25 protein-coding genes are annotated in these 23,797 nt (G+C 71.2%); 8 read left to right on the forward strand and 17 right to left on the reverse strand.

The genetic code is table 11. The features are described from left to right. The 3 genes from AC156L_RS34675 to AC156L_RS34685 all read right to left on the reverse strand — a co-directional run. Positions 1-584, reverse strand: a 584-nt coding sequence (locus AC156L_RS34675; protein ID WP_484407630.1) for a citrate/2-methylcitrate synthase, incomplete at its 3' end; no start/stop codon positions are given. 562 nt (positions 585-1,146) lie between these two features. Further along, the gene (locus AC156L_RS34680) at positions 1,147-2,109 is read right to left on the reverse strand and encodes a carbohydrate kinase family protein (protein ID WP_330878115.1); all 963 of its coding nucleotides are present in this window, start codon (positions 2,107-2,109) and stop codon (positions 1,147-1,149) included. Further along, entirely contained in the window at positions 2,106-2,702 is a 597-nt protein-coding gene (locus AC156L_RS34685) for a TetR/AcrR family transcriptional regulator (protein WP_330878116.1), read from the reverse strand. Before AC156L_RS34685 ends, AC156L_RS34680 begins: the two co-directional genes overlap by 4 nt. Positions 2,703-2,784: 82 nt before the next feature. Here AC156L_RS34685 and AC156L_RS34690 point away from each other — a divergent pair, with 82 nt between their 5' ends. Then, complete coding sequence (locus tag AC156L_RS34690) at positions 2,785-3,918, forward strand: acyl-CoA dehydrogenase family protein (protein WP_330878117.1); 1,134 nt, start codon at positions 2,785-2,787, stop codon at positions 3,916-3,918. Here AC156L_RS34690 and AC156L_RS34695 read toward each other — a convergent pair. Together AC156L_RS34695 and AC156L_RS34700 are read right to left on the reverse strand one after the other, a co-directional pair. Further along, the gene (locus AC156L_RS34695) at positions 3,915-5,126 is read right to left on the reverse strand and encodes an amidohydrolase (RefSeq protein WP_330878118.1); all 1,212 of its coding nucleotides are present in this window, start codon (positions 5,124-5,126) and stop codon (positions 3,915-3,917) included. The genes AC156L_RS34690 and AC156L_RS34695 overlap by 4 nt on opposite strands. A 29-nt stretch (positions 5,127-5,155) precedes the next feature. Beyond that, the gene (locus AC156L_RS34700) at positions 5,156-6,040 is read right to left on the reverse strand and encodes an aldose 1-epimerase family protein (protein ID WP_330878119.1); all 885 of its coding nucleotides are present in this window, start codon (positions 6,038-6,040) and stop codon (positions 5,156-5,158) included. Between the two features lie 39 nt (positions 6,041-6,079). Here AC156L_RS34700 and AC156L_RS34705 point away from each other — a divergent pair, with 39 nt between their 5' ends. Beyond that, entirely contained in the window at positions 6,080-6,541 is a 462-nt protein-coding gene (locus AC156L_RS34705) for a GNAT family N-acetyltransferase (RefSeq protein ID WP_330878120.1), read from the forward strand. Positions 6,542-6,601: 60 nt separating this feature from the next. Here AC156L_RS34705 and AC156L_RS34710 read toward each other — a convergent pair whose 3' ends face one another. The 9 genes from AC156L_RS34710 to AC156L_RS34750 all read right to left on the reverse strand — a co-directional run bounded on the left by AC156L_RS34710 (position 6,602) and on the right by AC156L_RS34750 (position 14,867). Continuing rightward, a complete protein-coding gene (locus AC156L_RS34710) occupies positions 6,602-7,987 on the reverse strand; it encodes an APC family permease (protein WP_330878121.1) in 1,386 nt (461 codons plus the stop codon). A gap of 125 nt (positions 7,988-8,112) precedes the next feature. Beyond that, positions 8,113-9,390, reverse strand: a complete 1,278-nt coding sequence (locus tag AC156L_RS34715) for an MFS transporter (RefSeq protein WP_330878122.1) — start codon at positions 9,388-9,390, stop codon at positions 8,113-8,115. A gap of 53 nt (positions 9,391-9,443) precedes the next feature. Next, positions 9,444-10,097 (reverse strand): pyridoxamine 5'-phosphate oxidase, encoded by a 654-nt coding sequence (pdxH, locus tag AC156L_RS34720; protein ID WP_330878123.1) that lies wholly within the window; start codon positions 10,095-10,097, stop codon positions 9,444-9,446. Positions 10,098-10,264: 167 nt separating this feature from the next. Further along, entirely contained in the window at positions 10,265-11,023 is a 759-nt protein-coding gene (locus tag AC156L_RS34725) for an urease accessory protein UreD (RefSeq protein ID WP_330878124.1), read from the reverse strand. 154 nt (positions 11,024-11,177) lie between these two features. Beyond that, on the reverse strand, positions 11,178-11,879 hold the full coding sequence (ureG, locus tag AC156L_RS34730; protein ID WP_330878125.1) for an urease accessory protein UreG: 702 nt from the start codon (positions 11,877-11,879) through the stop codon (positions 11,178-11,180). Then, positions 11,869-12,549: an urease accessory protein UreF gene (locus AC156L_RS34735; protein WP_330878126.1), complete on the reverse strand. Its 681-nt coding sequence runs from the start codon at positions 12,547-12,549 to the stop codon at positions 11,869-11,871. Before AC156L_RS34735 ends, ureG begins: the two co-directional genes overlap by 11 nt. Then, positions 12,549-14,252 (reverse strand): urease subunit alpha, encoded by a 1,704-nt coding sequence (locus AC156L_RS34740; RefSeq protein ID WP_330878127.1) that lies wholly within the window; start codon positions 14,250-14,252, stop codon positions 12,549-12,551. Before AC156L_RS34740 ends, AC156L_RS34735 begins: the two co-directional genes overlap by 1 nt. Further along, on the reverse strand, positions 14,249-14,554 hold the full coding sequence (locus AC156L_RS34745; protein ID WP_330878128.1) for an urease subunit beta: 306 nt from the start codon (positions 14,552-14,554) through the stop codon (positions 14,249-14,251). The genes AC156L_RS34740 and AC156L_RS34745 overlap by 4 nt, the downstream gene beginning before the upstream one ends. A gap of 10 nt (positions 14,555-14,564) precedes the next feature. After that, entirely contained in the window at positions 14,565-14,867 is a 303-nt protein-coding gene (locus AC156L_RS34750) for an urease subunit gamma (RefSeq protein ID WP_330878129.1), read from the reverse strand. Between the two features lie 184 nt (positions 14,868-15,051). Here AC156L_RS34750 and AC156L_RS34755 point away from each other — a divergent pair, with 184 nt between their 5' ends. After that, positions 15,052-16,182 carry a citrate synthase 2 gene (locus tag AC156L_RS34755; protein WP_414719983.1) on the forward strand — a complete coding sequence of 377 codons (1,131 nt, stop codon included), beginning with the start codon at positions 15,052-15,054 and terminating at the stop codon, positions 16,180-16,182. Between the two features lie 310 nt (positions 16,183-16,492). Here AC156L_RS34755 and AC156L_RS34760 read toward each other — a convergent pair whose 3' ends face one another. From AC156L_RS34760 to AC156L_RS34770, 3 genes are all read right to left on the reverse strand, one after another. Beyond that, positions 16,493-17,173, reverse strand: coding sequence for a hypothetical protein (locus tag AC156L_RS34760; RefSeq protein ID WP_330878130.1), 681 nt, complete (start codon positions 17,171-17,173; stop codon positions 16,493-16,495). Between the two features lie 87 nt (positions 17,174-17,260). Further along, positions 17,261-17,524 carry a hypothetical protein gene (locus tag AC156L_RS34765; RefSeq protein ID WP_330878131.1) on the reverse strand — a complete coding sequence of 88 codons (264 nt, stop codon included), beginning with the start codon at positions 17,522-17,524 and terminating at the stop codon, positions 17,261-17,263. A 23-nt stretch (positions 17,525-17,547) separates the two neighbouring features. Further along, entirely contained in the window at positions 17,548-18,540 is a 993-nt protein-coding gene (locus AC156L_RS34770; RefSeq protein WP_330878132.1) for a hypothetical protein, read from the reverse strand. Between the two features lie 538 nt (positions 18,541-19,078). On the opposite strand from AC156L_RS34770, the gene AC156L_RS34775 reads away from it, so the two are divergent. The 5 genes from AC156L_RS34775 (at position 19,079) to serC (ending at position 23,671) form a co-directional block, all read left to right on the forward strand. Then, on the forward strand, positions 19,079-19,912 hold the full coding sequence (locus tag AC156L_RS34775; protein ID WP_330878133.1) for an ABC transporter ATP-binding protein: 834 nt from the start codon (positions 19,079-19,081) through the stop codon (positions 19,910-19,912). After that, complete coding sequence (locus AC156L_RS34780) at positions 19,909-20,697, forward strand: ABC transporter permease (protein ID WP_330878134.1); 789 nt, start codon at positions 19,909-19,911, stop codon at positions 20,695-20,697. Before AC156L_RS34775 ends, AC156L_RS34780 begins: the two co-directional genes overlap by 4 nt. Then, positions 20,682-21,806: a sensor histidine kinase gene (locus AC156L_RS34785; protein ID WP_330878135.1), complete on the forward strand. Its 1,125-nt coding sequence runs from the start codon at positions 20,682-20,684 to the stop codon at positions 21,804-21,806. Before AC156L_RS34780 ends, AC156L_RS34785 begins: the two co-directional genes overlap by 16 nt. After that, the gene (locus tag AC156L_RS34790; RefSeq protein WP_330878136.1) at positions 21,803-22,423 is read left to right on the forward strand and encodes a response regulator transcription factor; all 621 of its coding nucleotides are present in this window, start codon (positions 21,803-21,805) and stop codon (positions 22,421-22,423) included. The genes AC156L_RS34785 and AC156L_RS34790 overlap by 4 nt, the downstream gene beginning before the upstream one ends. 111 nt (positions 22,424-22,534) lie before the next feature. Further along, a complete protein-coding gene (gene serC / locus AC156L_RS34795) occupies positions 22,535-23,671 on the forward strand; it encodes a phosphoserine transaminase (protein ID WP_330878137.1) in 1,137 nt (378 codons plus the stop codon). Positions 23,672-23,797 lie beyond the last annotated feature (126 nt).

Consider the following 23,797-nt stretch of genomic DNA (forward strand, 5'->3'; position numbering starts at 1 on the left):
TACAGGAACGGCTGGCCCACCGACTTCTTGTAGGCGTAAGCCGCGATGGTGGGCACCTTGGCCAGCAGGCGGATCGTGGAGATCTCCACCTGGTTGGCGTCGAACGGGCTCAGGCTGTCCTGGTAGAACGTCGACAGCGCGGAGACCGCCGACGACAGCACGGGCATGGGGTGGGCGTCGCGCGGGAAGCCGTCGAAGAACCTCTTGAGGTCCTCGTGCAGCAGGGTGTGCCTGCTGATCTTGGACGTGAAGTCGTCCAGTTGCGCCTGCGTCGGAAGCTCCCCGTAGATCAGCAGGTAGCTGACCTCGTTGAAGTTCGACTTCTCGGCGAGCTGCTCGATCGGGTACCCGCGATAACGCAGAATTCCCGCGTCACCGTCGATGTAGGTGATCTCAGAGGAGCAGGAGGCTGTGTTCACGAACCCGGAGTCCAGTGTTACCAGACCGGTTTTCGCCAGCAGTTTCCCGAGTTCGATGCCAGGCGCACCTTCGGTGGCCTGCACCAGATCCATCTCGAGCTCTCCGCCCTCATGGCGCAGCGCGACGGTACGGGTGTCGTTCGGCGCAGTCGTCGCGTCGGGCATTCAGAGTCCCTCTCACGCTAGGGCGGGGTGGCGGCATGGGCTCGACCGGTCGTGCAGGTCTCACTCGCCGGTAGGCGGATATGGGTCTCCGCACCGCAGCACCACCCCGTTGGGGTCCTGTCAGTTCTCCCACGCTAGTCGGCGGCCTGACCGCCTCGCAGCATTGGTGTGAACCGATTCCGTGAGGTGGGACCGGCATCACACGCAACTATCGCGTAATCCGCACGGTGGCCAGCGTGCACGATCCACGGGCGGACGGTGGTCGACCGACCCGTGGATGCGTTGCGCTCCACGGTAGCCCGTCCGGCACCTTTCGCCACCTCATCGGGGGTGAGAGCTAGGCCATTCTCGTGCTCGTCCGATCACCCGTCGCACACCCCCGGCACTGTGAGTGATGACACGTCACACGCTCCAGCGACGACAAACGGCATCGGGGAGCGATAGCTTTGGGAATCGGGCCACCACTCACCAGTGGGGGTCGCGACGAACCGAAGGTGCCCCGGCCAACCACGCCGGGGCGCCGAGGCTCGTCCCCGAATTTTCTCGGGGTGGAGCCGTTTCGCTACTCCACGAACGCCGCCAGCTCCTCGGTGTACGGCGGTTCGGCCCCGGCCCTCGTGCAGGTGAACGCGGCCGCGTCGCCCGCGTGGGTCAGCGCTTCCTCCCACTGCGTCGAGGTCAGCTCCCCGACGGCGGCGGCGCTCAGCGCGCCGTGCTGGTGCAGCCACGCGATCAGCGCGCCCTGCACCGTGTCCCCGGCCCCGATCGTGTCCACGACCTCGACCTTGCGCGGCGGCACCCGCAGCACCTCACCGGCGCCGGTCAGCACCGCCAGCCCGTCACCGCCCCTCGTCAGCACGATCGCGGCGGGCCCGGCGGCGGCCCACGTCCGCGCCACCTCCAGCACGGCGTCCTCGGACGCGTCCTCCGGCAGGTCGGCGAGCCACCTCGCGTCCTCCACGGACACCTTGAGCAGCCCGACGTGCGGCAGCCACGCCGCGTACCGCGCGCGGTAGGCGGCGGGGTCGTGGATCAGGGCGGCGCGGATGTTCGGGTCCAGCACGGTCAACGCGCCGCGGGCGGCCTCGCGGCGCAGCACCTCCTCGTACGCGCTCGCCCCCGGCTCCAGCACCAGCGACAGCGTGCCGAACGACACGGCGGTCACGTCGTCGGCGAGCGGGCCGGGGTCGGTCACCAGCCGGTCGGCCGTGCCCTCGACGTAGAACGAGTACCGCGCCGACCCGTCCGGTCCGATGCCGACGACGGCCAGCGTCGTCGGCTCGTCGCCGCGCTGCACCAGGTCGGTGCGCACGGCCGAGCCGTGCAGCCGCTCGACCAGCGCGTCGCCGTAGAGGTCGGTCGACACCCGCGAGAGGAAGCTCACCGGGGCGCCCAGCCTGCCCGCCGCGATGGCCACGTTGTACGGCCCACCGCCGAGGCGCGGCACCAGGTCGGCCAACCGCCCGACCGCCGTCGAGGGCGACGGGACGAGGTCGACCAACGCCTCACCAGCAACCACGATCACGCGCGTCTCCGTTCGTTCTGCAACCCGTCGAGGAGGAGTTCCCCGAGCGCCGTGAAGGCCTCCGAGTCCGTGACGCCCGCCCTCCTGGTCAGCACGCCCGTCTGGATGCCCTCGATCAGCAGTCCGGCCATCTCGGCGAACAGGGTCGCATGGACGTCGCGGAACACGCCCTCGCGGACGCCGTCGGCGATGAACGCGCGCAGGCGCTCGGCGGCGGCGCGGGCGTTGCGCTCGTAGGTGTCGCGGGTCGGCGCGAACGCGGACACGTCGGCGATGAACTGGGCGGACGCGCGGCGCAGCTCGTCGGCGGCGCCCGCGAGGTAGGTGCCGATGCGGCCCCGGACGTCGTCGACGGCGGCGACCCGCTCCTCGATCCGCTGGGCCGCGCCCTTGAAGTACCGGCCGACGACGCGGACCGCGAGCTGCTCCTTGCTGGCCGCGAGCGCGTACAGCGTGGACTTCGAGCAGTGCAGGCGGGCGGCGAGGTCGTCCAGCGTGAAGTGCGCGAACCCCTCGGCCAGCACGAGCGCCTCCAGGCGCGCGAGCAGCTCGGTCTGCCGCCCCGTCAGCGGCCTGCGGACCATCGAGGTCATGGTGCGAACTGTCCCACACGGCTAGGAGTAGTACTGGGGTACGTCCTACAGTACTGCTACCAGTACTCAACGGAGGTCGTCGATGCCCGCCGAACGCCTGCTGCCCACCACCGAGGCCGAGGACCTGATCTCGCTCGTCCGCGAGATCGCCAGGGACGAGCTGAAGCCCCGCGCGGCGGAGGCCGAGGAGCAGGAGCGCTTCCCGCGCGACGTGTTCCGCCTGCTCGGCAAGTCCGGCCTGCTGGGCCTGCCCTACCCGGAGCGGTTCGGCGGCGGCGAGCAGCCGTACGAGGTGTACCTCCAGGCCCTTGAGGAGATCGCGTCGTCGTGGATGTCCGTCGCGGTCGGCGTGTCCGTGCACGTGATGTCGGCGTACCCGCTGGCCACGTTCGGCACCCCGGAGCAGCGCGACCGCTGGCTGCCGACGCTGCTGGAGGGCGACCTGCTCGGCGGCTACGCGCTGTCCGAGACGCACGCCGGCTCCGACGCGGGCGCGCTGGCGACCCGAGCGGTGCGCGACGGCGACGACTACGTCGTCAACGGCACCAAGGCGTGGATCACCCACGCGGGCGCGGCCGACTTCTACACGCTGATGGCGCGAACGTCCGAAAAGGACATCACGTGCTTCTTGGTGGACAACGGCCCCGGCATCACCGCCGCGGCCCCCGAGCGGAAGATGGGGTTGACCGGATCCACCACCGCGCAGCTGAGCTTCGAGGACGCGCGGGTGCCCGGCGACCGGCTCATCGGCGCCGAGGGCGACGGGCTGAAGATCGCGCTGGACGCGTTGAACTCCGGCCGCCTCGGCATCGCCGCGTGCGCCGTGGGCCTCGGGCAGGCCGCGCTGGACGAGGCCGTCGCGTACGCCAAGCAGCGCACGCAGTTCGGCAAGCCGATCATCGAGTTCCAGGGCCTGGAGTTCCTGCTGGCCGACATGGCGGCGGGGGTCGAGTCCGCGCGGGCGACCTACCTGGAGGCGGCGCGGCGGCGGGATCGCGGACTGCCGTTCCAGCGGCAGGCGTCGATCGCCAAGCTCGTCGCCACGGACGTGGCGATGAGGGTGACGACCGACGCCGTGCAGGTGCTGGGCGGCGCGGGCTACACCCGCGACTTCCCGGTCGAGCGGTACATGCGGGAGGCCAAGGTGCTCCAGATCTTCGAGGGCACGAACCAGATCCAGCGCCTGGTGATCGGCCGCGCGCTCCGCAAGCTCTAGACGGTGTCCTGGTAGAACGGGTCGACCACGTCACCGACGCCGGTGGCGTGGTTGAACGTGTAGACCTCGCGGCCCTGGACGAACACCCTCAGCGCGCGGCTGAGCACGTCGAGCGGGTCGCCGGACCAGATCACCACGTCGCCGTCGAGGCCGGGCTTGAGCGAGCCGACCCGGTCGTCGAGACCCGAGATCCGCGCCGGGTTCGTGGTGATCGTGCGCAGCGCGGTCGACCGCTCCAGGCCCTCCTTCACGGCGAGGGTCACCTGGTGCACCAGGAAGTGGATCGGGATCACCGGGTGGTCGGTGGTGATCGCCAGTTCGACGCCCGCGCGCTCCAGGATGCCGGGGTTGCGCAGCGACCGCTCGCGCAGCTCGACCTTGGAGCGGGTGGTGAACAGGGGCCCGATGACGACCGGGATCCCCTTCTCCGCCAACAGGTCCGCGATCTTGTGGCCCTCGGTGCCGTGGTGGACGACGAGCCGGTAGCCGAACTCGTCGGCCAGCCGCAGCGCCGTGGCGATGTCGTCGGCGCGGTGGCAGTGCTGGCTCCACGGGATCTCGCGGTCCAGCACCCGCACCAGGACTTCGAGGGTGTTGTCGCGGTCGAACGGCTTGTTCTCCGCCGCCGCGTGCTCGCGCTTCGCCCTGTAGTCCTGCGCCCTGGTGAACGCGTCGCGGATGACCGCGGCCACGCCCTGCCGGGTCGACGGGATCTTCGTCTGGTCGCCGTAGACGCGCTTCGGGTTCTCGCCGAGCGCGCTCTTCACGCTGACCGGTTCGCGGATCAGCATCTCGTCGACGGTGCGGCCCCACATCTTGACCGCGACCGTCCGGCCACCGATGGGGTTGCCCGAACCGGGCTTGACGACGGCCGTGGTCACCCCTCCTGACAGCGCGTCGCGGAAGCCGAGGTCGTCCGGGTTGATCGCGTCCAGCGCGCGCATCCGGGCGCCGTTGGGGTCGGTCATCTCGTTGGTGTCCTGCCCCGCCCAGCCCTCGCCCTCCTCGTGGACGCCCATGTGGCCGTGGGCCTCGACGAAGCCCGGCAGCACCCAGGACCCGGCGGCGTCCACGACCTCGACGCCGTCGGGCACCTCCACGTCGGTCCCGACGGCGACGATCTTCCCGTCCTGGACCAGGACGGTCCCGCCCTCGATGGGATCCCCGTCGACCGGGACGACATATCCACCCGTGATAGCGACATTCATACTTAGCGACGCTAACGGTATTCGACGTCCTACGCCAACGGACGAACGCCCCAGCGCGCCGCCCACGACTCGCCGGGCGCCAGCTCGATGAGGTCCACCCCGGAGTTCAGCGCGTCCGGCGGGCACGTCATCGGCTCGATCGCCACCGCCCGGCCGCGGCCGGGGAACGAGTCCGGCGTGTACACCTGCACCCACTTGAACACCGCGTCGGCCCACAGCTCGACGGCCTGCTCCGGTCCGCGCAGCTCGTGGTGCACCAGCCCGTCGGGCCCCGGCTCGCACCCGCCGAACGGCGTGTCCAGGTGCACGCCCCTGAGCGAGCGCGGCGTGCGGAAGTCGAACTCCGTGCCCCCGACCGGCCGCGGCGGACCGTTGGGCACCATCGTGTCCGCGTCGAGCGGCAGCACGGTCGTCGCGGCCAGCTCCAGCGTGCAGTCGTCGCTCTCCGACAGCCCTGCCCTCGGGTACGGGTGCGTCCCGACCCCGAACGGCGTCGGGCGGTCGCCCACGTTGTGCACCCCGTGCGCCACCGTGAGGCCGTTGTCGTCCAGCGCGTAGCTCGTGGTCACGTGCAGCGGCACCGGCCACCCGGCCTGCGCCAGCACGGTCGTCTCCAGCGACACGAGCGACCCCGTGTGCTCCAGGACGGTCCACTCCGAGTGCCGGACCAGCCCGTGGATCGCGTTGCCCCGCGCGGTCTCGGTGACCTCCAGGTGCTGGACCTCGCCGTCGAGCCGCCACGTGGCCGCCGCGGTCCGGTTCGGCCAGGGGATGAGCACCGAACCGCAGCCCATCGGCGGCGGTGGCTCGTCGTAGGTCTCGACGTACGGCGCACCGCCCACCTCGAAGGATCGAAGTCCGGCTCCGGTACGAGCGATCACGGCCCGCGAGGCACCGTAGGAGATCTCCAGCATGGGCGAAGCCTAGTGGGGTGCCCGGCCTAGGCTGCGGCCATGGACGAGATCGGAGCCGTGTCCCTCCGGCCCATGACCGAGGACGAGTTCACCGCGTTCGCGGCCGAGCAGTTCGAGGTCTACGTCGCGGCGCGGGTGTCGGCGGGCGAGACCGAGTCGGTGGCCAGGGAGGTCGCCGAGGCGCAGTTCGCGTCGTTCCCCGAGCCGGGCCACCGGGTGCACGCCGTGGTCGACGGGGACGCCCGCGTAGGGGAGCTGTGGCTCGGACCAGGCCCGAACCGGCGGGCGGGCGTCGAGTGGATCTACCTGGTGCGGGTCGACGAGGCCGTGCGCGGGCGCGGGTACGGCAGGGCTGCGGTGGCGCTCGCGGAGGACGACGCGCGGGCGCACGGTGCCGTCGAGCTGGCCCTGAACGTGTTCGGCGACAACACGACGGCGCAGGCGCTCTACCGGTCGGCCGGGTTCGCCGTGCGGTCGTTGCAGATGGGCAAGAAGCTCTAGCGCGACGAGCCGGGGGCCGCTCCGCGACGCGGAACGGCCCCCGGACCACACCGGTGCGGACTACTTCGACAGCTTCTCCGGGTCGAACTCCTCGGCCTTGCCGTGGACGAAGTAGTTGATGAGCCAGAGGACGAGGCCCGCGCCGAGCAGGTACAGCGCGATCTTGTAGTCGCCCATCGGCCGACCCGAGAGCGGGCTGGCCAGGAACGCGCACGTGACGGCGCCGAGCACCGGGACCCACGTCGGGGCCCTGAAGTGCTCGTGGTCCGACTTCTCCTTGCGCAGCACCAGGACGGCGATGTTGACGATGGTGAAGACGATCAGCAGCAGCAGCGAGGTCGTGCCGCCGAGCGCGGCGATGTCCACGAAGGACACCAGGATGATCGCGATGCCGCTGGTGAAGATGATCGAGATCCACGGCGTGCGCCGGAACGGGTGCACCGTGGCGAAGAACTGCGGGATGATCCGCTCGTTCGACATGCCGTAGATCAGCCTGCTGGCCATCAGCATGTTGATCAGGGCGGAGTTGATGACCGCGAACAGGCCGATGAGCGAGAAGAGCCACAGCGGGAAGCCCGGCGCCCCCACCGTCACGACCTTCAGCAGCGCGCCGCTGCCCGCCTTCGCCAGCTCGTCGGCCGGGATCAGCAGCGACGACGTGATCGCCACCAGCACGTAGACGACGGCCGCGACGCCCATGCCCATGAGCATCGCGCGGGGGAAGATCCGGACCGGTTCGCGGCACTCCTCCGCCATGTTCACCGAGTCCTCGAACCCGACCATCGCGAAGAACGCGAGCGCGGTCGCCGACGTGATCGCCAGCATCGCGCTCTGCCCCGGAGCCGGGTCGACCTGGGTGAGGCGGCTCGGGTCGCCGTCGCCCTGGAGGACCGCCCAGATGCCGATCGCGATGATGATCAGCAGCCCGGACAGCTCGATGCAGGTCAGGACGACGTTCGCCTTGACCGACTCCGAGACGCCGCGGAAGTTGACCGCGGCCAGCCCGACGATGAACAGGATCGCGACCAGCGTCGCGGGCACCGCGATCGAGTCGGAGAAGAACTCGCGCAGCACCGCCTGGAGGTAGGTCCTGCCGAAGGCCAGCGCGGCCGACGCCGCGGACGTGATGCCCGAGCTCATCACCGCGAACGCGACCATGAACGTCAGGAACTGGATCTTGAAGGCGCGGTTCGCGTAGAGGGCAGCCCCCGCTGCCCTCGGGTACTTGCCGACGAGTTCGAGGTAGCTGAACGCCGTCAGGAAGGCGACGACGAACGCCAGGAGGAAGGGCAGCCAGAGAGCGCCGCCGATCTTGCCCGCCACGTTGCCGGTGAGGGCGTAGATGCCAGTGCCGAGGATGTCCCCGATCACGAAGAACAGCAGCAGCTTGGGCCCGATGGCCCGTTTCAGTTCCGGTTGCGCCGGTGCGCTCGTCGCGTCCGCCATGGTCCGGGAGTGTGCCCGATCACATCAACGGTGGGTAGTCGACCCGGCGCGGATTGGGCATTCCTTAAGGTTTCCCGGCCCGTCCGGACCGGCGTCGTGGCTGCTCAGCCGATTGCGCCGAGCCGCTAACGGGACTCGGGGACGGCTTCGGGGGTGTCCTCGGGCGAGTAGCGGTAGCGCCACACGGCGGGCAGGGCGAGCACCGCGAGGACGGTGAACACCACGACCAGCACCCCGCCGCCCGCGACCGCGGCACCCGGTCCGGCGATGGCGCCGGTGGTGCCGTGCAGCAGGTCGGCCAGCCTGGGCCCGCCCGCCACCACGACGATGAAGACGCCCTGCATCCGGCCGCGCATCTCGTCCGTGGCGGCGTTCTGGAGGATGGCGCCGCGGAACACCATGCTCACCATGTCGGCAGCCCCGGCGAGCGCCAGGAACACCACGGCGAGCCACAGCGACCGGGACAGGCCGAAGCCGATGATGGCCACGCCCCACGCGACGACCGAGATGGCGACGCCCGCGCCGTGCCGGTTCAACCGGGTCAGCCAGCCGGAGAGCAGCCCGCAGGCCATCGCTCCCAGCGGGACGGCGGCGAACAGCCAGCCGAGCGCCAGCCCGCCGCCGGGCGGGTCGCCGAAGGTGTTCTCGGCCATCTCCGGGAAGAGGGCGCGCGGCATGCCGAACACCATGGCGATGATGTCGAGCAGGAACGACGCCAGCAGCAGCTTCTGCATCCCGAGGTAGCGGAAGCCCTCCAGGACGTCGCGGACGCCCGCCCGGCGCGACGTGCCGCTCAGCGGCGGCATCGAGGGCAGCCGCCAGACCGCGTAGATCGTCGCGGTCAGCAGGACGGCGTCGACCAGGTAGAGCGTCGACAGGCCGACCAGGGGCATCAGCGCGCCCGCGAGCATCGGGCCGAGCACGGCGCCGAACGTCATGACGGTGCTGTTCAGGGCCACGGCCGAGGCCATCAGCTCACCGGGCACCAGCCTGGCGACGACGGCGCTGCGGGCGGGGGCGTTGAGGGCGAAGAAGACCTGCTGGAGACCGAGCAGGGCGATGATGACCCACACGGACTCGACGCGGAACGCGGCCTGGAGCCACAGCAGGACGGAGGTGGCGGCGATGCCCGCGTTGGTGACGACGAGCAGCTTGCGGCGGTCGACCGCGTCGGCGACCGCGCCGCCGTACAGGCCGAAGACCAGCAGCGGGACGAGCGCGACGGCCGCGGCGACGCCCACCCAGCCGGACGAGCCGGTGAGGTCGTAGACCTGCTTGGGCACGGCGACGGCGGTGAGCTGGCTGCCCACGGCGGTGATGATCGTCGAGACCCACAACCGGCGGTAGGCGACGATCTTCAGTGGCCTGGTGTCGATGGCGACCTTGCGCAGCAGTCCGCTCACGACTCGTTAGCTTAGGACAACTAACGAGTCGTGAGCGGCTGGAGTCGCGGACGTCACGGGGCCACGCGCTGCAACTCCCAGCCGTCGCGCCCGAGGCGGAACCGGAGCCGGTCGTGCATGCGGTCACGACGGCCCTGCCAGAACTCGACCTCCTCGGGCCGGATGCGCCAGCCGCCCCAGTGCGGGGGTACCGGGATCCGGTCGGAGTCGGCGAACTGGCGCTCGATCTTGTGCAGGGCGCTCTCCAAAGTGGAGCGACCCGACACGACGCGCGACTGCGGCGACGCCCAGGCGCCCATCTGGGAACCGCGCGGACGGCTGTTCCAGTACTCGGCGGTCTCGACCGGGCCGACCTTCTCGACGGTGCCGCGCACGTGCGCCTGCCGCTGCATGGCGAACCACGGGAACGTCGCGGAGGCGTAGCGGGTCGCCATCAGGTCGTGGCTCTTGGAGGAGGTGTAGTTGGTGAAGAAGACCAGACCCCGGACGTCGAGGCCCTTGGCGAGCACGGTCCGGGACGACGGGCGGCCCTCGGTGTCCGCCGTGGCGAGCACCATCGCGTTGGGCTCGGGCAGACCGGCACCGGTCGCCTGGTCCAGCCACAGCTGCAACTGCTCGTGCCACGTGGCGGCGAGATCGTCCTCCGTCAGCGAGCCCTGTTCGTACGACACGCGCATGGACGGCAGTGCGATATTCGTCTCCGACATCGGCGAAACCTCCCTGGGAGAGCAGGCACTCGTGGCACCCCGTGGGTGGGGACCGTACGGGTTCGGAGGCCCGCACGGAACCGCCTGGCTGGTGATCCGTCCCACCTGGATGGTCACTGTGTGTGTGATCAACTCTTCGGAATCGTGAACGTGATCGAGTCAGATGATCAGTTGACACGTGAACGCCATCCGGGGTGAACATCCAGTGCCGCGTCGAGCCGGGCTTGAGCGGTCACCGCGTCGCTCGCGAGCGAGGTCACGAGGCTGCCGCCACGCGCCAACGGAACGAGTGACCACCAATCGTGTGAAATCGCGTCGGTCGGATCTTCGCCCCAGCAAAGGACTTCAGTACCGACCACGCGACTGCCCGCCAGGTGGGCCGCGCTGGCGTCCAGTTCGGCCTCGCCGATTCGCAGCGACTGCGCCAGCAGCGGCCCCCCGTCGCGGCGGACCCGCACGCTGCTCGTCAGCGACCCCGGCCGTTCACCGGCCCTTCCGAGCACCAGCACCTCGCGCGTCCGCAGCAGCGCGCTCCCGGCCAGTTCGACGACCAGCTCGGCCTCGTGGCGAGCACGCTGGGTGACGACCGTCGGCTCCGGCACGTACTGCACGGCGGAGCCGGGCCCGGCCTCGATCCGGACGCGGGCGCGGCTCCCGCCGGGGAGGTGGCCGGGCAGCGCCAGCGTGGCCGCGACGCCCCGCAGGACGAGGTGCGCGCCCTCGCCGACCTCCACGACGAGTTCGAGGTCGTCGCCGCCGAGCGGGGCGGTCACCGAGCTGACGAGGTGCACCAGCGCTGGCTCGTTCGCGGACCTCACGCGACCGCGGTGCGGCACCAGCGTGATGGGCGCCATCGACCGCAGGTCGCGGACGACGTTGCGGCCGTCGGCGTCCCGCTCCACCACCAGGCGGGCCCGCGCCCTCACGGTGCCGCCCGCACTGCCGCGACGCCGTCACCGACCGGGCCACCCGCGCGAGCGCGGGCGACCGACCGGCCTCGCGGGTCGGGACGCGCGGAGCCCGCGCGGAACCGGTCTTCGGCTCCGCTCCCGCCGCGGCCCGCCGCGCGGAGGGCGGGGGTCAACCGACCGCCACCGCGGTGCAGTCGTGCAGCTGGGTCCGGACCCAGCCCGCCACGTCGGGCGCGTTCGGCGTCTCGACCAGCGACTGGCTGATCACCGGTAGGTCGCCGCGCATCCGGTGCGCGTCGGCCGCCATCACGACCAGGTCGGCGCCCACCAGCGGCGCGAGGTCGATCTTGTTGATCACCAGCAGGTCGGCCGTGGTGACGCCGGGACCGCCCTTGCGCGGCACCTTGTCGCCGCCCGCCACGTCGACCACGAAGATCTGCCGGTCGACCAGGCCGCGGCTGAACACGGCGGTGAGGTTGTCGCCGCCGCTCTCGATGATCACCAGTTCCAGGCCGGGGATGCGCTCCTCCAGCAGTTCCACGGCGTCCAGGTTCGCGGTGATGTCGTCGCGGATCGCGGTGTGCGGGCAGCAGCCCGTCTGCACGGCCTCGATCCGGTCGACGGCCAGGACGCCGGCCCTGCGCAGGAAGTCCGCGTCCTCCGTGGTGTAGATGTCGTTCGTCACCACCGCCAGGTTCACGGTGTCGCCCAGCGCCCGGCACAGCGCGGCCGTGAGGGCGGTCTTGCCGCTGCCCACCGGCCCGCCGATGCCGATCCGCACCGCGCGCCCCATCGGCGCGTGGTGGTGATGGGGGTCGTGCCCCGCGTCGGTGGGGTCGAAGTTGACCGGGTGCTCGTGGTCAGCTGACAAAGAGACGCACCTCTTCTCGGTGATGCCGGTCGTGCGCCTCGGCCAGCAGGTCGAGGCCGGGCGCGCCGGGTGCGGGCAGGTCCCGCGGGTCGTGGTCGGCCGTCTTCGCCGCCGTGGCGGCGACCTCGCGCATCTCGGCGGCCAGCCGCGCGATGACGGCGTTGACGCCGAAGGGGTCGAGGCCGAGCAGCCGGACCGCCGCGCTCGCCGGGCCGCTGACCGCGAGGTAGCAGACGCTCAGCGCGGCGTCGCGCGGTTCGCCGCCCGCCAGCGCGGTCAGCGCGCCGAGGACGACCGGGTGGTGCGGGCGCGGGGTGTCGGCGAGCAGCCGGTCGAGCGCGGGCGACGGCCACGCCCTCAGACCGGCCCGCGCCGTGCCCCTGCCCTGCGCCCGCGACGCCTTCCGCTGCGCGGGCGAGGGCGTGCGGGCGTCCAGCTCGGCGTCGAGTTCGAGCCAGTGGGTCCTGCCGCGCAGGACGGCGCTCGCCGCCGCGGCGGCGAACACGGCGGCCAGCTCCCCCGCCGTGCGCAGCCTGCCGACCAGGAACGAGGCCAGGTCGGCCTCGCCCGTCACGAGCCCGCGCGCGGCGGCCTCCTCCAGGCCGCCGGAGTGCACGTGCCCGCCGCCGGGGAACCGCGAGTCCGCCAGCAGCAGTCCGGAGACGTCCATCAGAACAGGAAGTAGCGCTGGGCCATGGGCAGCTCGGTCACCGGTTGCGGCTCGACGAGGTCGCCGTCGATGTGCACGGCGAAGCTGTCCGGGTCGACGCGGACCCTCGGCATGGCGTCGTTGAGCAGCATGTCCGCCTTGCCGACGCGGCGGGTGCTCCTCACCGGCAGCATCGTCCGCATCAGGTTCAACCGTCCGGCCAGGTCCGAGTCGATCGCCTCCTGCGACACGAAGTGGACGCTGCTCGCGGCGGCGGCGCTCGGGTAGGAGCCGAACATCGGGCGGGCCAGGACCGGTTGCGGCGTCGGGATGGACGCGTTCGCGTCGCCCATCGCGGCCCACGCGATGAAGCCGCCCTTGAGCACGACCGACGGCCGCACGCCGAAGAACTTCGGTTCCCACAGCACGAGGTCGGCCAGCTTGCCGACCTCCACCGAGCCGACCTCCTGGTCGATGCCGTGCGCGATGGCCGGGTTGATCGTGTACTTGGCGACGTACCGGCGGGCGCGCAGGTTCGTCTCCAGCTCGCCGCGGCGGCCGTGCATCACGTGCGCGGTCTGCCACGTCCGGATGATGACCTCGCCGACGCGGCCCATGGCCTGCGAGTCGGAGCTGATCATCGAGATCGCGCCCATGTCGTGCAGCACGTCCTCGGCGGCGATCGTGGTCGGCCGGATGCGGCTCTCCGCGAACGCCAGGTCCTCCGGCACCGACGGGTTGAGGTGGTGGCACACCATCAGCATGTCGAGGTGCTCTTCGAGGGTGTTGATCGTGTGCGGCCGGGTCGGGTTCGTCGACGACGGCAGGATGTTCGGCTCCGACACCACCTGGATGATGTCCGGCGCGTGCCCGCCGCCCGCGCCCTCGGAGTGGTAGGCGTTGATCGACCTGCCGCCGATGGCGTCCAGGGTGGACTCGACGAAACCCGCCTCGTTCAACGTGTCCGTGTGGATCGCGACCTGGACGCCGGACTCGTCGGCGATGCGCAGCGCGGCGTCGATCGCGGCGGGCGTGGTGCCCCAGTCCTCGTGCAGCTTGAACCCGCCCGCGCCGCCGACGAGCTGCTCGCGCAGGGCGTCGTCGCGGACCGTGTTCCCCTTGCCCAGCAGCATCACGTTGATCGGCATGCCGTCCATCGCGGTCAGCATCCGGCCGAGGTTCCACGCGCCGGGCGTGACGGTGGTGGCCTTCGTGCCCTCCGCCGGACCGGTGCCGCCGCCGACCAGGGTCGTGAGGCCGGACGCGAGCGCCTGGTCCACGATCTGCGGGCAGATGAAGTGCACGTGGCAGTCGATGCCGCCCGCCGTGAGGATCTTCCCGTTGCCCGCCAACACCTCCGTCGACGGGCCGATCACCAGCGCGGGGTCGACGCCGTCCATCACGTCGGGGTTCCCGGCCTTGCCGATGCCGACGATCCGGCCGTCGCGCACGCCCACGTCCGCCTTGACGACGCCCCAGTGGTCGAGGATCACGGCGCCGGTGATGACGAGGTCGGGCGCTCCCTCGGCGCGGGTGGCCACGCCCTGGCCCATCGACTCGCGGATCACCTTGCCGCCGCCGAAGATCACCTCGTCACCGGCGCCCGCGCCCCGGCTGCGGTCCTCGGTCACCTCGATGAGCAGGTCGGTGTCCGCCAGGCGGATCCGGTCTCCCGTGGTCGGCCCGAACAGCTCGGCGTACCGCGCGCGGTCGATGTGCGTCACAGTTCTCCCGCCCACTCCGGTCGCAGACCGGGCACCACGCGGCGGCCGGTGATGGGCACGAGCACGACCTCGCGCTCGATGCCCGGTTCGAAGCGCACCGCCGTGCCCGCGGGCACGTCCAGCCGCTGCCCCCACGCCGCCTCCCGGTCGAACTCCAGACCGGGGTTGACCGCCGCGAAGTGGTAGTGCGACCCGACCTGCACGGGCCGGTCCGCGGTGTTCACCACGACCAGCGCCGTCCGCGGCCTGCCGGGGTTCAGCTCCACCGGCTCGGCGCCGGGGATGATCTCTCCTGGACGCACCGCTCCCCCTCTAGCTGATCGGGTCGTGCACGGTCACGAGCTTGGTGCCGTCCGGGAAGGTCGCCTCGACCTGCACGGACTCGATCATCTCCGGGATGCCGGTCTGCACCTGGGCGCGGCTGAGCACCGCGCGCCCGCTGTGCATCAGCTCGCTCACCGTCCGGCCGTCCCGCGCGCCTTCGAGCACGTGGTCGGTGATCAGCGCGACCGACTCCGGGTAGTTCAGCAGCACCCCGCGTTCGAGCCGCCGGCGTGCCACGTCGGCCGCCACGTGGACGAGGAGCTTGTCCCGCTCGTGGGGTGTGAGGTGCATGGGTCATGGTCTATCACCTGACCCGTTCGGTGTGGGCTCCCGAAACAGGCCGTTAACCAACCCGAACGGGCGACCTGGTCTGAATCGTTGACTGGATCGTGACCCAAGACACCGCCCGGCGCGATTGCCGAACCCCTGATCCGGGAGCAGTGTTGCCGCACCGCGTTTTGTCTGTGGAGGAGGCGTGCACGAGGTGGTGCAGGAAGCCAAGGACGACTCGGACGGATTCCGTCCAGGACTCGAAGGCGTGGTCGCCTTCCGGACCGAGATCGCCGAACCGGACCGCGACGGCGGCGCGCTGCGCTACCGCGGGGTCGACATCGAGGACCTGGTCGGCAGGGTGACCTTCGGCAACGTCTGGGCGCTGCTGGTGGACGGCCGCTTCGGCCCCGGTCTGCCGCCCGCCGAGTCGTTCCCCATCCCCGTGCACACGGGTGACGTGCGGGTGGACGTGCAGGCCGCGCTGGCCATGGTCGCCCCCATCTGGGGCTACCAGCCGCTGCTGGACATCCCCGAGGACGTGGCCCGCGAGCAGCTGGCCCGCGCGTCGGTGATGGCCCTGTCCTACGCCGCCCAGTCGGCGCGCGGCATCGGCAGGCCCGCCGTCCCGCAGTCGCGGATCGACGAGTGCACGACCGTCACCGAGCGCTTCCTGACCCGCTGGCGCGGCGAGCCGGACCCGGCGCACGTGCAGGCGCTGGACGCCTACTGGGTCTCCGCCGCCGAGCACGGCCTGAACGCGTCCACCTTCACCGCCAGGGTCATCGCCTCCACGGGCGCCGACGTGGCCGCCGCCATGTCCGGTGCCATCGGCGCGATGTCCGGCCCGCTGCACGGCGGCGCACCCGCCCGCGTGCTGCCGATGATCGACGAGGTCGAGAAGACCGGCGACCCGAAGGCCGTCGTGTCCGCCATCCTCGACCGCGGCGACCGCCTGATGGGCTTCGGGCACCGCGTGTACCGGGCCGAGGACCCCCGCGCCCGCGTGCTGCGGCGGACCTGCCAGCAGCTCGGGGCTGAGCGGTACGAGGTCGCGGCGGCGCTGGAGCAGGCCGCGCTGGCCGAACTGCGGGAGCGCCGCAGCGACCGCGCCATCGAGACCAACGTCGAGTTCTGGGCCGCCGTCATCCTCGACTTCGCCCAGGTGCCACCGCACATGATGCCCGCGATGTTCACCTGCGCCCGCACCGCCGGGTGGGCCGCGCACATCCTGGAGCAGAAGCGCACCGGCAGGCTGGTGCGGCCGTCCGCGAAGTACGTGGGCCCGGCACCCCGCGGCCCGGAGGCCGTCGAGGGCTGGGACACGATCGCGTAGCGGGCGGGCCTGGCCTGCTCGGGCGGTTGCGCCCGGCGTGAGGGTCAGGCCCGGCTCCGCGCGGGGTGGGGGCGAGGTCCGGCTCCGCGCGGGGTCGGGGTCCGGTCCGGCTCCGCGTAGCGGGATCAGGCCCGGCTCCGCGGCGCGGGCTCAGGTCCGGCTCCGAGCCGAGCGGGATCGTGCCCGGCTCCGCGGCGCGGGCTCAGGCCCGGCTCTGTGCGGTGCGGGGATCAGGCCCGGCTCCGCGGCGCGGGCTCAGGTCCGGCTCTGTGCGGTGCGGGGATCAGGTCCGGCTCCGTGCGGTGCGGGCTCAGGTCCGGTGGTGTTCGGTGGCCGGTCGGAGGTCGTGGGCGGGCGTCGGTCCGCCGGGTCCGCGTGTCCTCCGCGGCGGGCTGAGCGCCCGTTCGTGCCGTTCCAGCCACCCGAGCACACCGCCCTCGCGCACGGCTTCGACGACCTGGTCGGCGAACGCCGGGCGCAGGGTCGGGTCGGCCAGTGCGCGGGCGCACGTCTCCACCAGGGCCTCGTCCTCCACCAGCACCGCCACGGGCATGGCCGCCCTGGTGACCACCTGCCTGCTGTGGGGGCCGTCGGTGCGCACCACCACGTCGCAGTGGCGGAGGTCGGCCGCGGTCCGCCGGGGTGTCGCCGTGACGCCGTCGAAGAAGTCGTTCAGCTCCACCTGCACGCGCTCGATGAGGTAGGTGGTGGGGGTTTTCGGGCCGTGGTCGCCGAGCACGGCGAGGTGGACGGGCGGCAGCGTGATCGTCGGACCAGGTTCTTCCCGGTCGGCCGGTTCGACGACGACGGTGATCCGCAGCGGTTTCGGCGGCGGCGGACGTTCGGTGGCGGGCTCCGGCACCACCGGCGGAGGCGCGGGCTCGGTGCCCGCCCCCGGCGCGGCGGGCTGTTCGCGCGACGCGCTCCACCGCAGGAGCGCGAAACCCGCCGCTCCCGCCAACGCGCTGATGGCGAAGAGAACGTAGTGCACGGCCAGCCCCTGACCTGTCGAAACACCCATCGTCCCCCAGGTGCTGGTGCGCCGGGTGGCCTAATTCCGCCCGCCGGTGTCCACCGATCAGTCGTAGGTGATGCGCACCCGGTTGCGGTCACCCTGGACGTAGTTGTGGACCGTGCCGATCTGGGTGGTCCTGTGTGAAGGTTCCTGGCTCTGCCCACTCGTGGTTCTACCCACGATCGAAGCGGTGGTCGCGGCGAGAGCGACGAAGAGCGCGAACACACTCGCCCACTGATCCGCTCGTTCAAGTCCTTCGACGACCAGGAACACGATCAAACCCGTGACCAGCAGAGCCGCCGCGGTACGCCAAGCCAGAGAACGCACACCAGCCTCCTATAGTAAGTACATCAAAAACGATCTCGACGATTCGCGATTCCATCGATGGCCGACCCAGGATTCCTCGGGTCCCCTGGGGCAGGCAAAGAGCGCATGCCGCCAGCTTCAACAGCGCGTATGCGTGCGTTCGACTTGTTCGAGAACGTCGAATTATGGCCGATCACCGCAGAATCCACTTGGTGGCGAGGCGATGGCAGCCGGGGCGTCAAGACGCGATCTTCGAGCCAACCCACGACGTCACCTGCCTTCGCAATTTTCTCCACTTCGTTGGCGAAGTCCGTGCGAAGTTCTGGATCCGCGAGCGCCATGGCACACTTTTTCGCCAGTTCTGGATGGTTTTTCAACAACACACCGAGCGGCATGTCCGCTTTGCTGATCACGTGACGACTCTTGCTGCTGACGTTGTTGCCATCGCCCTGCACCACGACATCACAAAGTCCGAGTTCCACCGCCTCGTCCTCGGCGAGCGTTCGCTCCTGCCTCGCAGGGATCTTCACCTTCGGCGGCTCGGGCAGGCTGCCGCGGAACTCCCGATTCGCACCACGATCGTCCGGCGACTCGACGAGTCTGCCCAACGCCCGCCGCGATGAGGGCGAAAGGTCGTCGAAGAAGCCGTTCAGCTCGACCTCCACCTTTCGGATCACGTAGTTTGTGGAAGTCACCGTCCTGTTGTCGTCGCCGAGGACGGCGAGTTTGACGGTTCGGAGCCTGACCTTCTTCCGGCGACCCGAGCCGAGCAGGTCCTCCGGCTCGGATTTCAGCGGATCAACGACGATGATGATGCGCAGTGGTTTTCGCGAAAGGCCCAGTTTTCCCGCAAGGCGACGTGGTGGCGACCAGGAGGGGAGTCCAGGCGGAAATGGCGGAACACCGTGCTGAAGATCGACCCTGCACCTGCCAGGCACTCGGACCTCGTCCCCGTGCGCGAACATCGACTCCGGCAACCGCGGAAAGTCGTTGCGCGGCGCCAAGCTACCCAGGATCGACAGGATGTCCACCGGCATGGGTGGGAAGTCATTCGCGGAGATGGACCCCGCATCCGACGGCGGCGAGCCTTGTGGCTTGGAAACGCGACGGTCGGCGTGCGTCTCCGCTGGCGGGGGCGCTGGTGGCCTTGTCCGTTCCACATCGGATTCCGCCGCTTCGAATACTTCTCTCGGTACTTTCCTTGTCACCTGGCGTTGGGAAGACTTCGCCGGCCCGATCGACGAGCGTGGTGATCGCCTTGAGCCACCCCAGCGCACCAGGCATAAGCCCATTGCTCCGGTGAGCACACTCACGAGGAAGAGAACTTGGTGCACCTCGACCTCCTGGCCGTCGAAACGACTATCGTCTCGCATGACGGTCATCTCGGACGGACCAATCTTCTGCCTGCTCGTGGTTACCCACCGCGTCGAAACCACCTGCGTTGATCCGAACGGGGTGGGAGTCACCCGAACTCGTGCGGAAGCCCGATGCCCGCCGGTGTCCACCGATCGGTGGACACCGGCGGTCCGTCGTCAGGTCGTCCCCGGAACGCTCCGGGGACGCGAGGCTCGTCCCATGAGCGCAATCAGGGTCAGGGGGCTGCGGAAGGCCTACCGGGGGGCCGTCGCGGTGGACGGGATCGACCTCGACGTCGGGTCGGGTGAGGTGTTCGCGCTGCTCGGGCCGAACGGGGCGGGCAAGAGCACGACGGTGGAGGTCCTGGAGGGGCACCGGCGGCGGGACGGTGGTGAGGTGCTGGTGCTCGGGCAGGACCCCGGCAGGCCGTCGGGGGCGTGGCGGGCGCGGATCGGGATCGTGTTGCAGTCCTCGAAGGACGCGGCCGAGCTGACGGTGCGGGAGGCGGTGGCGCACTTCGCCGGGTACTACCCGGACCCGCGCGCCACCGACGAGGTGATCGACCTGGTGGGGCTGACCGGGAAGGCCGCGGCGCGGGCCGGGACGCTGTCGGGCGGGCAGCGGCGGCGGCTGGACGTGGCGCTGGGGATCGTCGGTCGGCCGGAACTGCTGTTCCTGGACGAGCCGACGACGGGGTTCGACCCCGAGGCGCGGCGGCGGTTCTGGCGGTTGATCCGGCTGCTGGCGGACGAGGGCACGACGATCCTGCTGACGACGCACTACCTGGACGAGGCCGAGGCGCTGGCCGACCGGGTGGCCGTGATCGCGCGGGGGCGGATCGTCGCCGAGGGCGCGCCGACGACGTTGGGCGGCCGGGCAACGGCCGAGGCGACGGTGCGGTGGCTCGGGTCCGACGGGCCGCAGGTGCGGCGCACCGCGGAGCCCGCGCTGCTGATCGCCGAACTCGCCCGGCACGGTGAACCGGCCGAGCTGGTGGTGTCGCGTCCCACCCTCGAAGACGTCTACCTGGACCTGATCGGAGAACGCGCGTGAGCACGGCGACCACCAGCGCGGCGCGGGGCCGCCTCGAACTGCGGGAGTTCTTCCGGCGCAGGGACGCGGTCGTGTTCACGTTCGCGCTGCCCGCGTTCATCCTGGTGCTGCTGGGGAGCGTGTTCAGCGGCAGGGCGTTGCCCGGCGACGTGTCGATGAGCCAGGTCTTCACGGCGAGCATGGTGGGGGCGGGCATCATCTCGACGTCGTTCATCACGCTCGGCGTGAGCGTGGCGAACGACCGCGAGGACGGGACGCTGAAGCGGCTGCGCGGCACGCCGATGCCGGTGGCGGCGTACTTCCTCGGCAAGCTGGCGCTGGTGGCGGTGGCGAGCGCGGCCGAGGTGGTGCTGCTGCTGGCGGTCGGCGTCGGGCTGCACGGGGTGGAGCTGCCGACGGACCCGGCGCGGTGGCTGGTGTTCGCGTGGGTGTTCGGGCTCGGCGTGGTCTCGTGCTCGCTGCTGGGGATCGCGGCCAGCGCGGTGGCGAGGTCGGCGCGCAGCGCGCCCGCCGTGATGAACCTGCCGTACATCGGGCTCCAGTTCATCTCCGGCGTGTTCATCAACCCGATCGTGGCGCTGCCCGCGGCGATGGTGACCGTGGCGTCGTTCTTCCCCCTCAAGTGGATCGCGCAGGGCATGCGGTCGGTGTTCCTGCCGGACGGGGCCGCGGCGCTGGAGATGGCCGGGACCTGGGAGCACGGGACGACCGCGCTGGTGCTCGGGGCGTGGTGCGTGGTCGGCTTGGGGCTGTGCCTGGTGACCTTCCGGTGGACCGACGAGTGATCGACCCGTGGCGGCGGATGGCCGCGGCGGCCTACCTGGTCGCCGCGGTCATGGTGCTGATCAGCGCTTCGCCGCTGCCGCACCGGCTGGGCGCGGCCGGGCTGGTGGTCGTCTGCGCGGCCTGGGAGTTCCGGTTCGGACCGGGCGCCGCGACGTGGCGGCACGAGTACCGGCCGGGTCGGGCCGTGCCCTACCTGTCGGTCGTGGCGGCGCTGTTCCTGGTGGCCCTGTGGCTGACGCCGTCGGCGGCGTTCCTGCTGTTCGCGGTGATCCCGCAGTTCTACCTGGTGCTGCCGCTGCGGTGGGCGCTCGCCCCGGTGGCGGTGCTCTCGTTCCTGCCGTGGATCGGCCTGTTCGGCAGGCACGACCGGCTGGCGGACTTCCTGCCGATCGTGCTGCTGATCATCGTCCTGTCGCAGGTCTTCGCCTGGGTGATCACCACGATCCAGGTGAAGAACAGGGAGCAGGAGCAGCTGGTGGCCGAACTCCGGCGGTCGCAGGAGCTGAACGCGGAGCTGTCGCGCGCGGCGGGCGCGGCGACCGAGCGGGAACGGCTGTCCGGCGAGATCCACGACACCCTGGCGCAGGGCTTCACCAGCATCGTCACGCTGGTGCAGGCCGCGCAGGGCAACCCGGTCGGGGCGCCGAGGCTGCTGGACCTGGCTCTGCGGACCGCGCGGGAGAACCTGGTGGAGGCGCGGACGCTGGTCGCCGCGCTGGCTCCCGCCGCGCTGAGCGGGTCCACGCTGGTGGAGGCGATCGGCAGGCAGGCGGAACGGCTGGGCGAGGAGGCGGGCGTCGTGGTGCGGCACCGGACGACCGGAGAGCTGGCGGCGCTGCCGACGTCGGTCGAGGTGGTGCTGCTGCGGGCGGCGCAGGAGGCGTTCCACAACGTGCGCAAGCACGCGGGGGCGAGCGAGGTGGAGGTCGAGTTGGCGTTCGAGGAGGAGTTCGTGCGGCTGTCGGTGCGCGACGACGGGCGCGGGCTCGGGAGCAGCGCGGAGGGGTTCGGCCTGCGCGGGATGCGGGCGCGGGCGGAGCAGGTCGGCGGGACGCTGGACGTGGTGGGCGAGCGGGGCACGGCGCTGACGGTGCGGGTGCCGCGGTGATCACGGTGCTGCTGGTGGACGACCACCCGGTGGTGCGGCAGGGGCTGCACGCGATGCTCGACGCCGAGGCGGACCTGACCGTCGTGGGCGAGGCGTCCTCCGGCGCGGAGGCGGTCGAGTTCGTCGCGGTCGACCCGCCCGACGTGGTGCTGATGGACCTGCGGATGCCCGGTGTGGACGGTGCCACGGCCACGGCGCGGATCGTCGCTTCGGGTTCCCGGAGTCGCGTGGTCGTGCTGACGACGTACGAAACGGACAGCGACATCCTCCGGGCCGTCGAGGCCGGGGCGGCGGGGTACCTCCTCAAGGACTCCCCGTTGGTGGAGCTGGTCGCCGCGGTCCGGGCCGCCGCGCGCGGGGAGACGGTGCTCGCGCCGTCCGTGGTCGGCAAGCTCGTCGGCCGGGTCCGCACCCCGGTGCGACCTGCGCTGTCGGCCCGCGAGGTCGAGGTGTTGCGGCTGGTCGGACGGGGTTTGTCCAACGCGGGGATCGGGCGCGAGCTGTTCATCGGGGAGGCGACCGTGAAGACGCACCTGCTGCGCGCGTTCGGCAAGCTGGGCGTGTCCGACCGGACGGCCGCCGTGACCACCGCCATGGCGCTCGGCGTGCTCGGATGAGTGACCAGGGACACCCGGACGTCACGTGCCGGCCACCCGGCTGCAACACTTGTACCCCCGGCAACGGCGCCGGTCAGGCAGTCCCCTGAACCCGCCCCCGGAGGCGTCGACATGACCCAGACCGCCGATCCGACCACGTTGATCGTGCCCGCCGACCTGAAGCCGTCCGACGGCCGGTTCGGCTGCGGTCCGTCCAAGGTGCGTCCCGAGGCCTTGCAGGCCCTGGTGACCGAGGGTGCCGCGCTGCTCGGCACCTCGCACCGCCAGAAGCCGGTGAAGTCCCTGGTCGGCCAGGTCCGTTCCGGCCTGCGCGAACTGTTCTCGCTGCCCGAGGGCTACGAGGTCGTGCTCGGCAACGGCGGCACCACGGCGTTCTGGGACGCGGCCGCGTTCGGCCTGGTCCGCGAGCGGGCGCAGCACTTCACGAACGGCGAGTTCTCCTCGAAGTTCGCGAAGGTCACCAACGACGCCCCCTTCCTCGCCGACTCGCACGTGACGAAGGCCGAGCCGGGTTCCGCGCCGGAGATCTTCTACGAGGCGGGCACCGACCTCGTCGGCTGGGCGCAGAACGAGACCTCGACCGGTGTCGCGACCCCGGTGCGGCGTCCCGAGGGCTCCGACGGCGCGCTGATCGCGATCGACGCGACCTCCGCCGCGGGCGGCCTCGCGGTCGACGTGTCCGAAACGGACGTCTACTACTTCGCGCCGCAGAAGAACTTCGCCTCCGACGGCGGCCTGTGGATCGCGCTGATGAGCCCGGCTGCGCTGGAGCGGGTCGGCGAGATCGGCGCGTCCGGCCGCTGGGTGCCGGAGTTCCTGTCGCTGCCGACGGCGCTGGACAACTCCACCAAGGAGCAGACCTACAACACGCCGTCGCTGACGACGCTGTTCCTGCTGGCGAACCAGATCGACTGGATCAACGGCAACGGCGGCCTCTCCTGGGCGGCCGAGCGCACCGCGGATTCCGCGCGGCGCCTGTACTCCTGGGCCGAGAAGACCGCGTACACCACCCCGTACGTCGAAAACCCCGACCACCGCTCGAACGTGGTCGGCACGATCAACTTCACCGATGAGGTCGACGCCGCCGTGGTGGCGAAGGTGTTGCGCGCCAACGGCATCGTCGACGTCGAGCCGTACCGCAAGCTCGGCAAGAACCAGCTCCGCGTCGCGATGTTCTCGGCCATCGAGCCCGAGGACGTCACCACGCTGACGAAGGCCGTGGACTGGGTCGTCTCCCAGCTCGGCTGACCCCGTGGACGAGAAGAGGGGGCCTCCCGCGCCGGAGGCCCCCTCTTCTCCTTGTGCGGTGGGGCGTCCGGAATCGTCGGCGTTGCGGTCGGGCAGGAGGGCTCTCCCCGCGAAAGCCCTCCTACC

The organism is Umezawaea sp. (genome assembly GCF_057122925.1).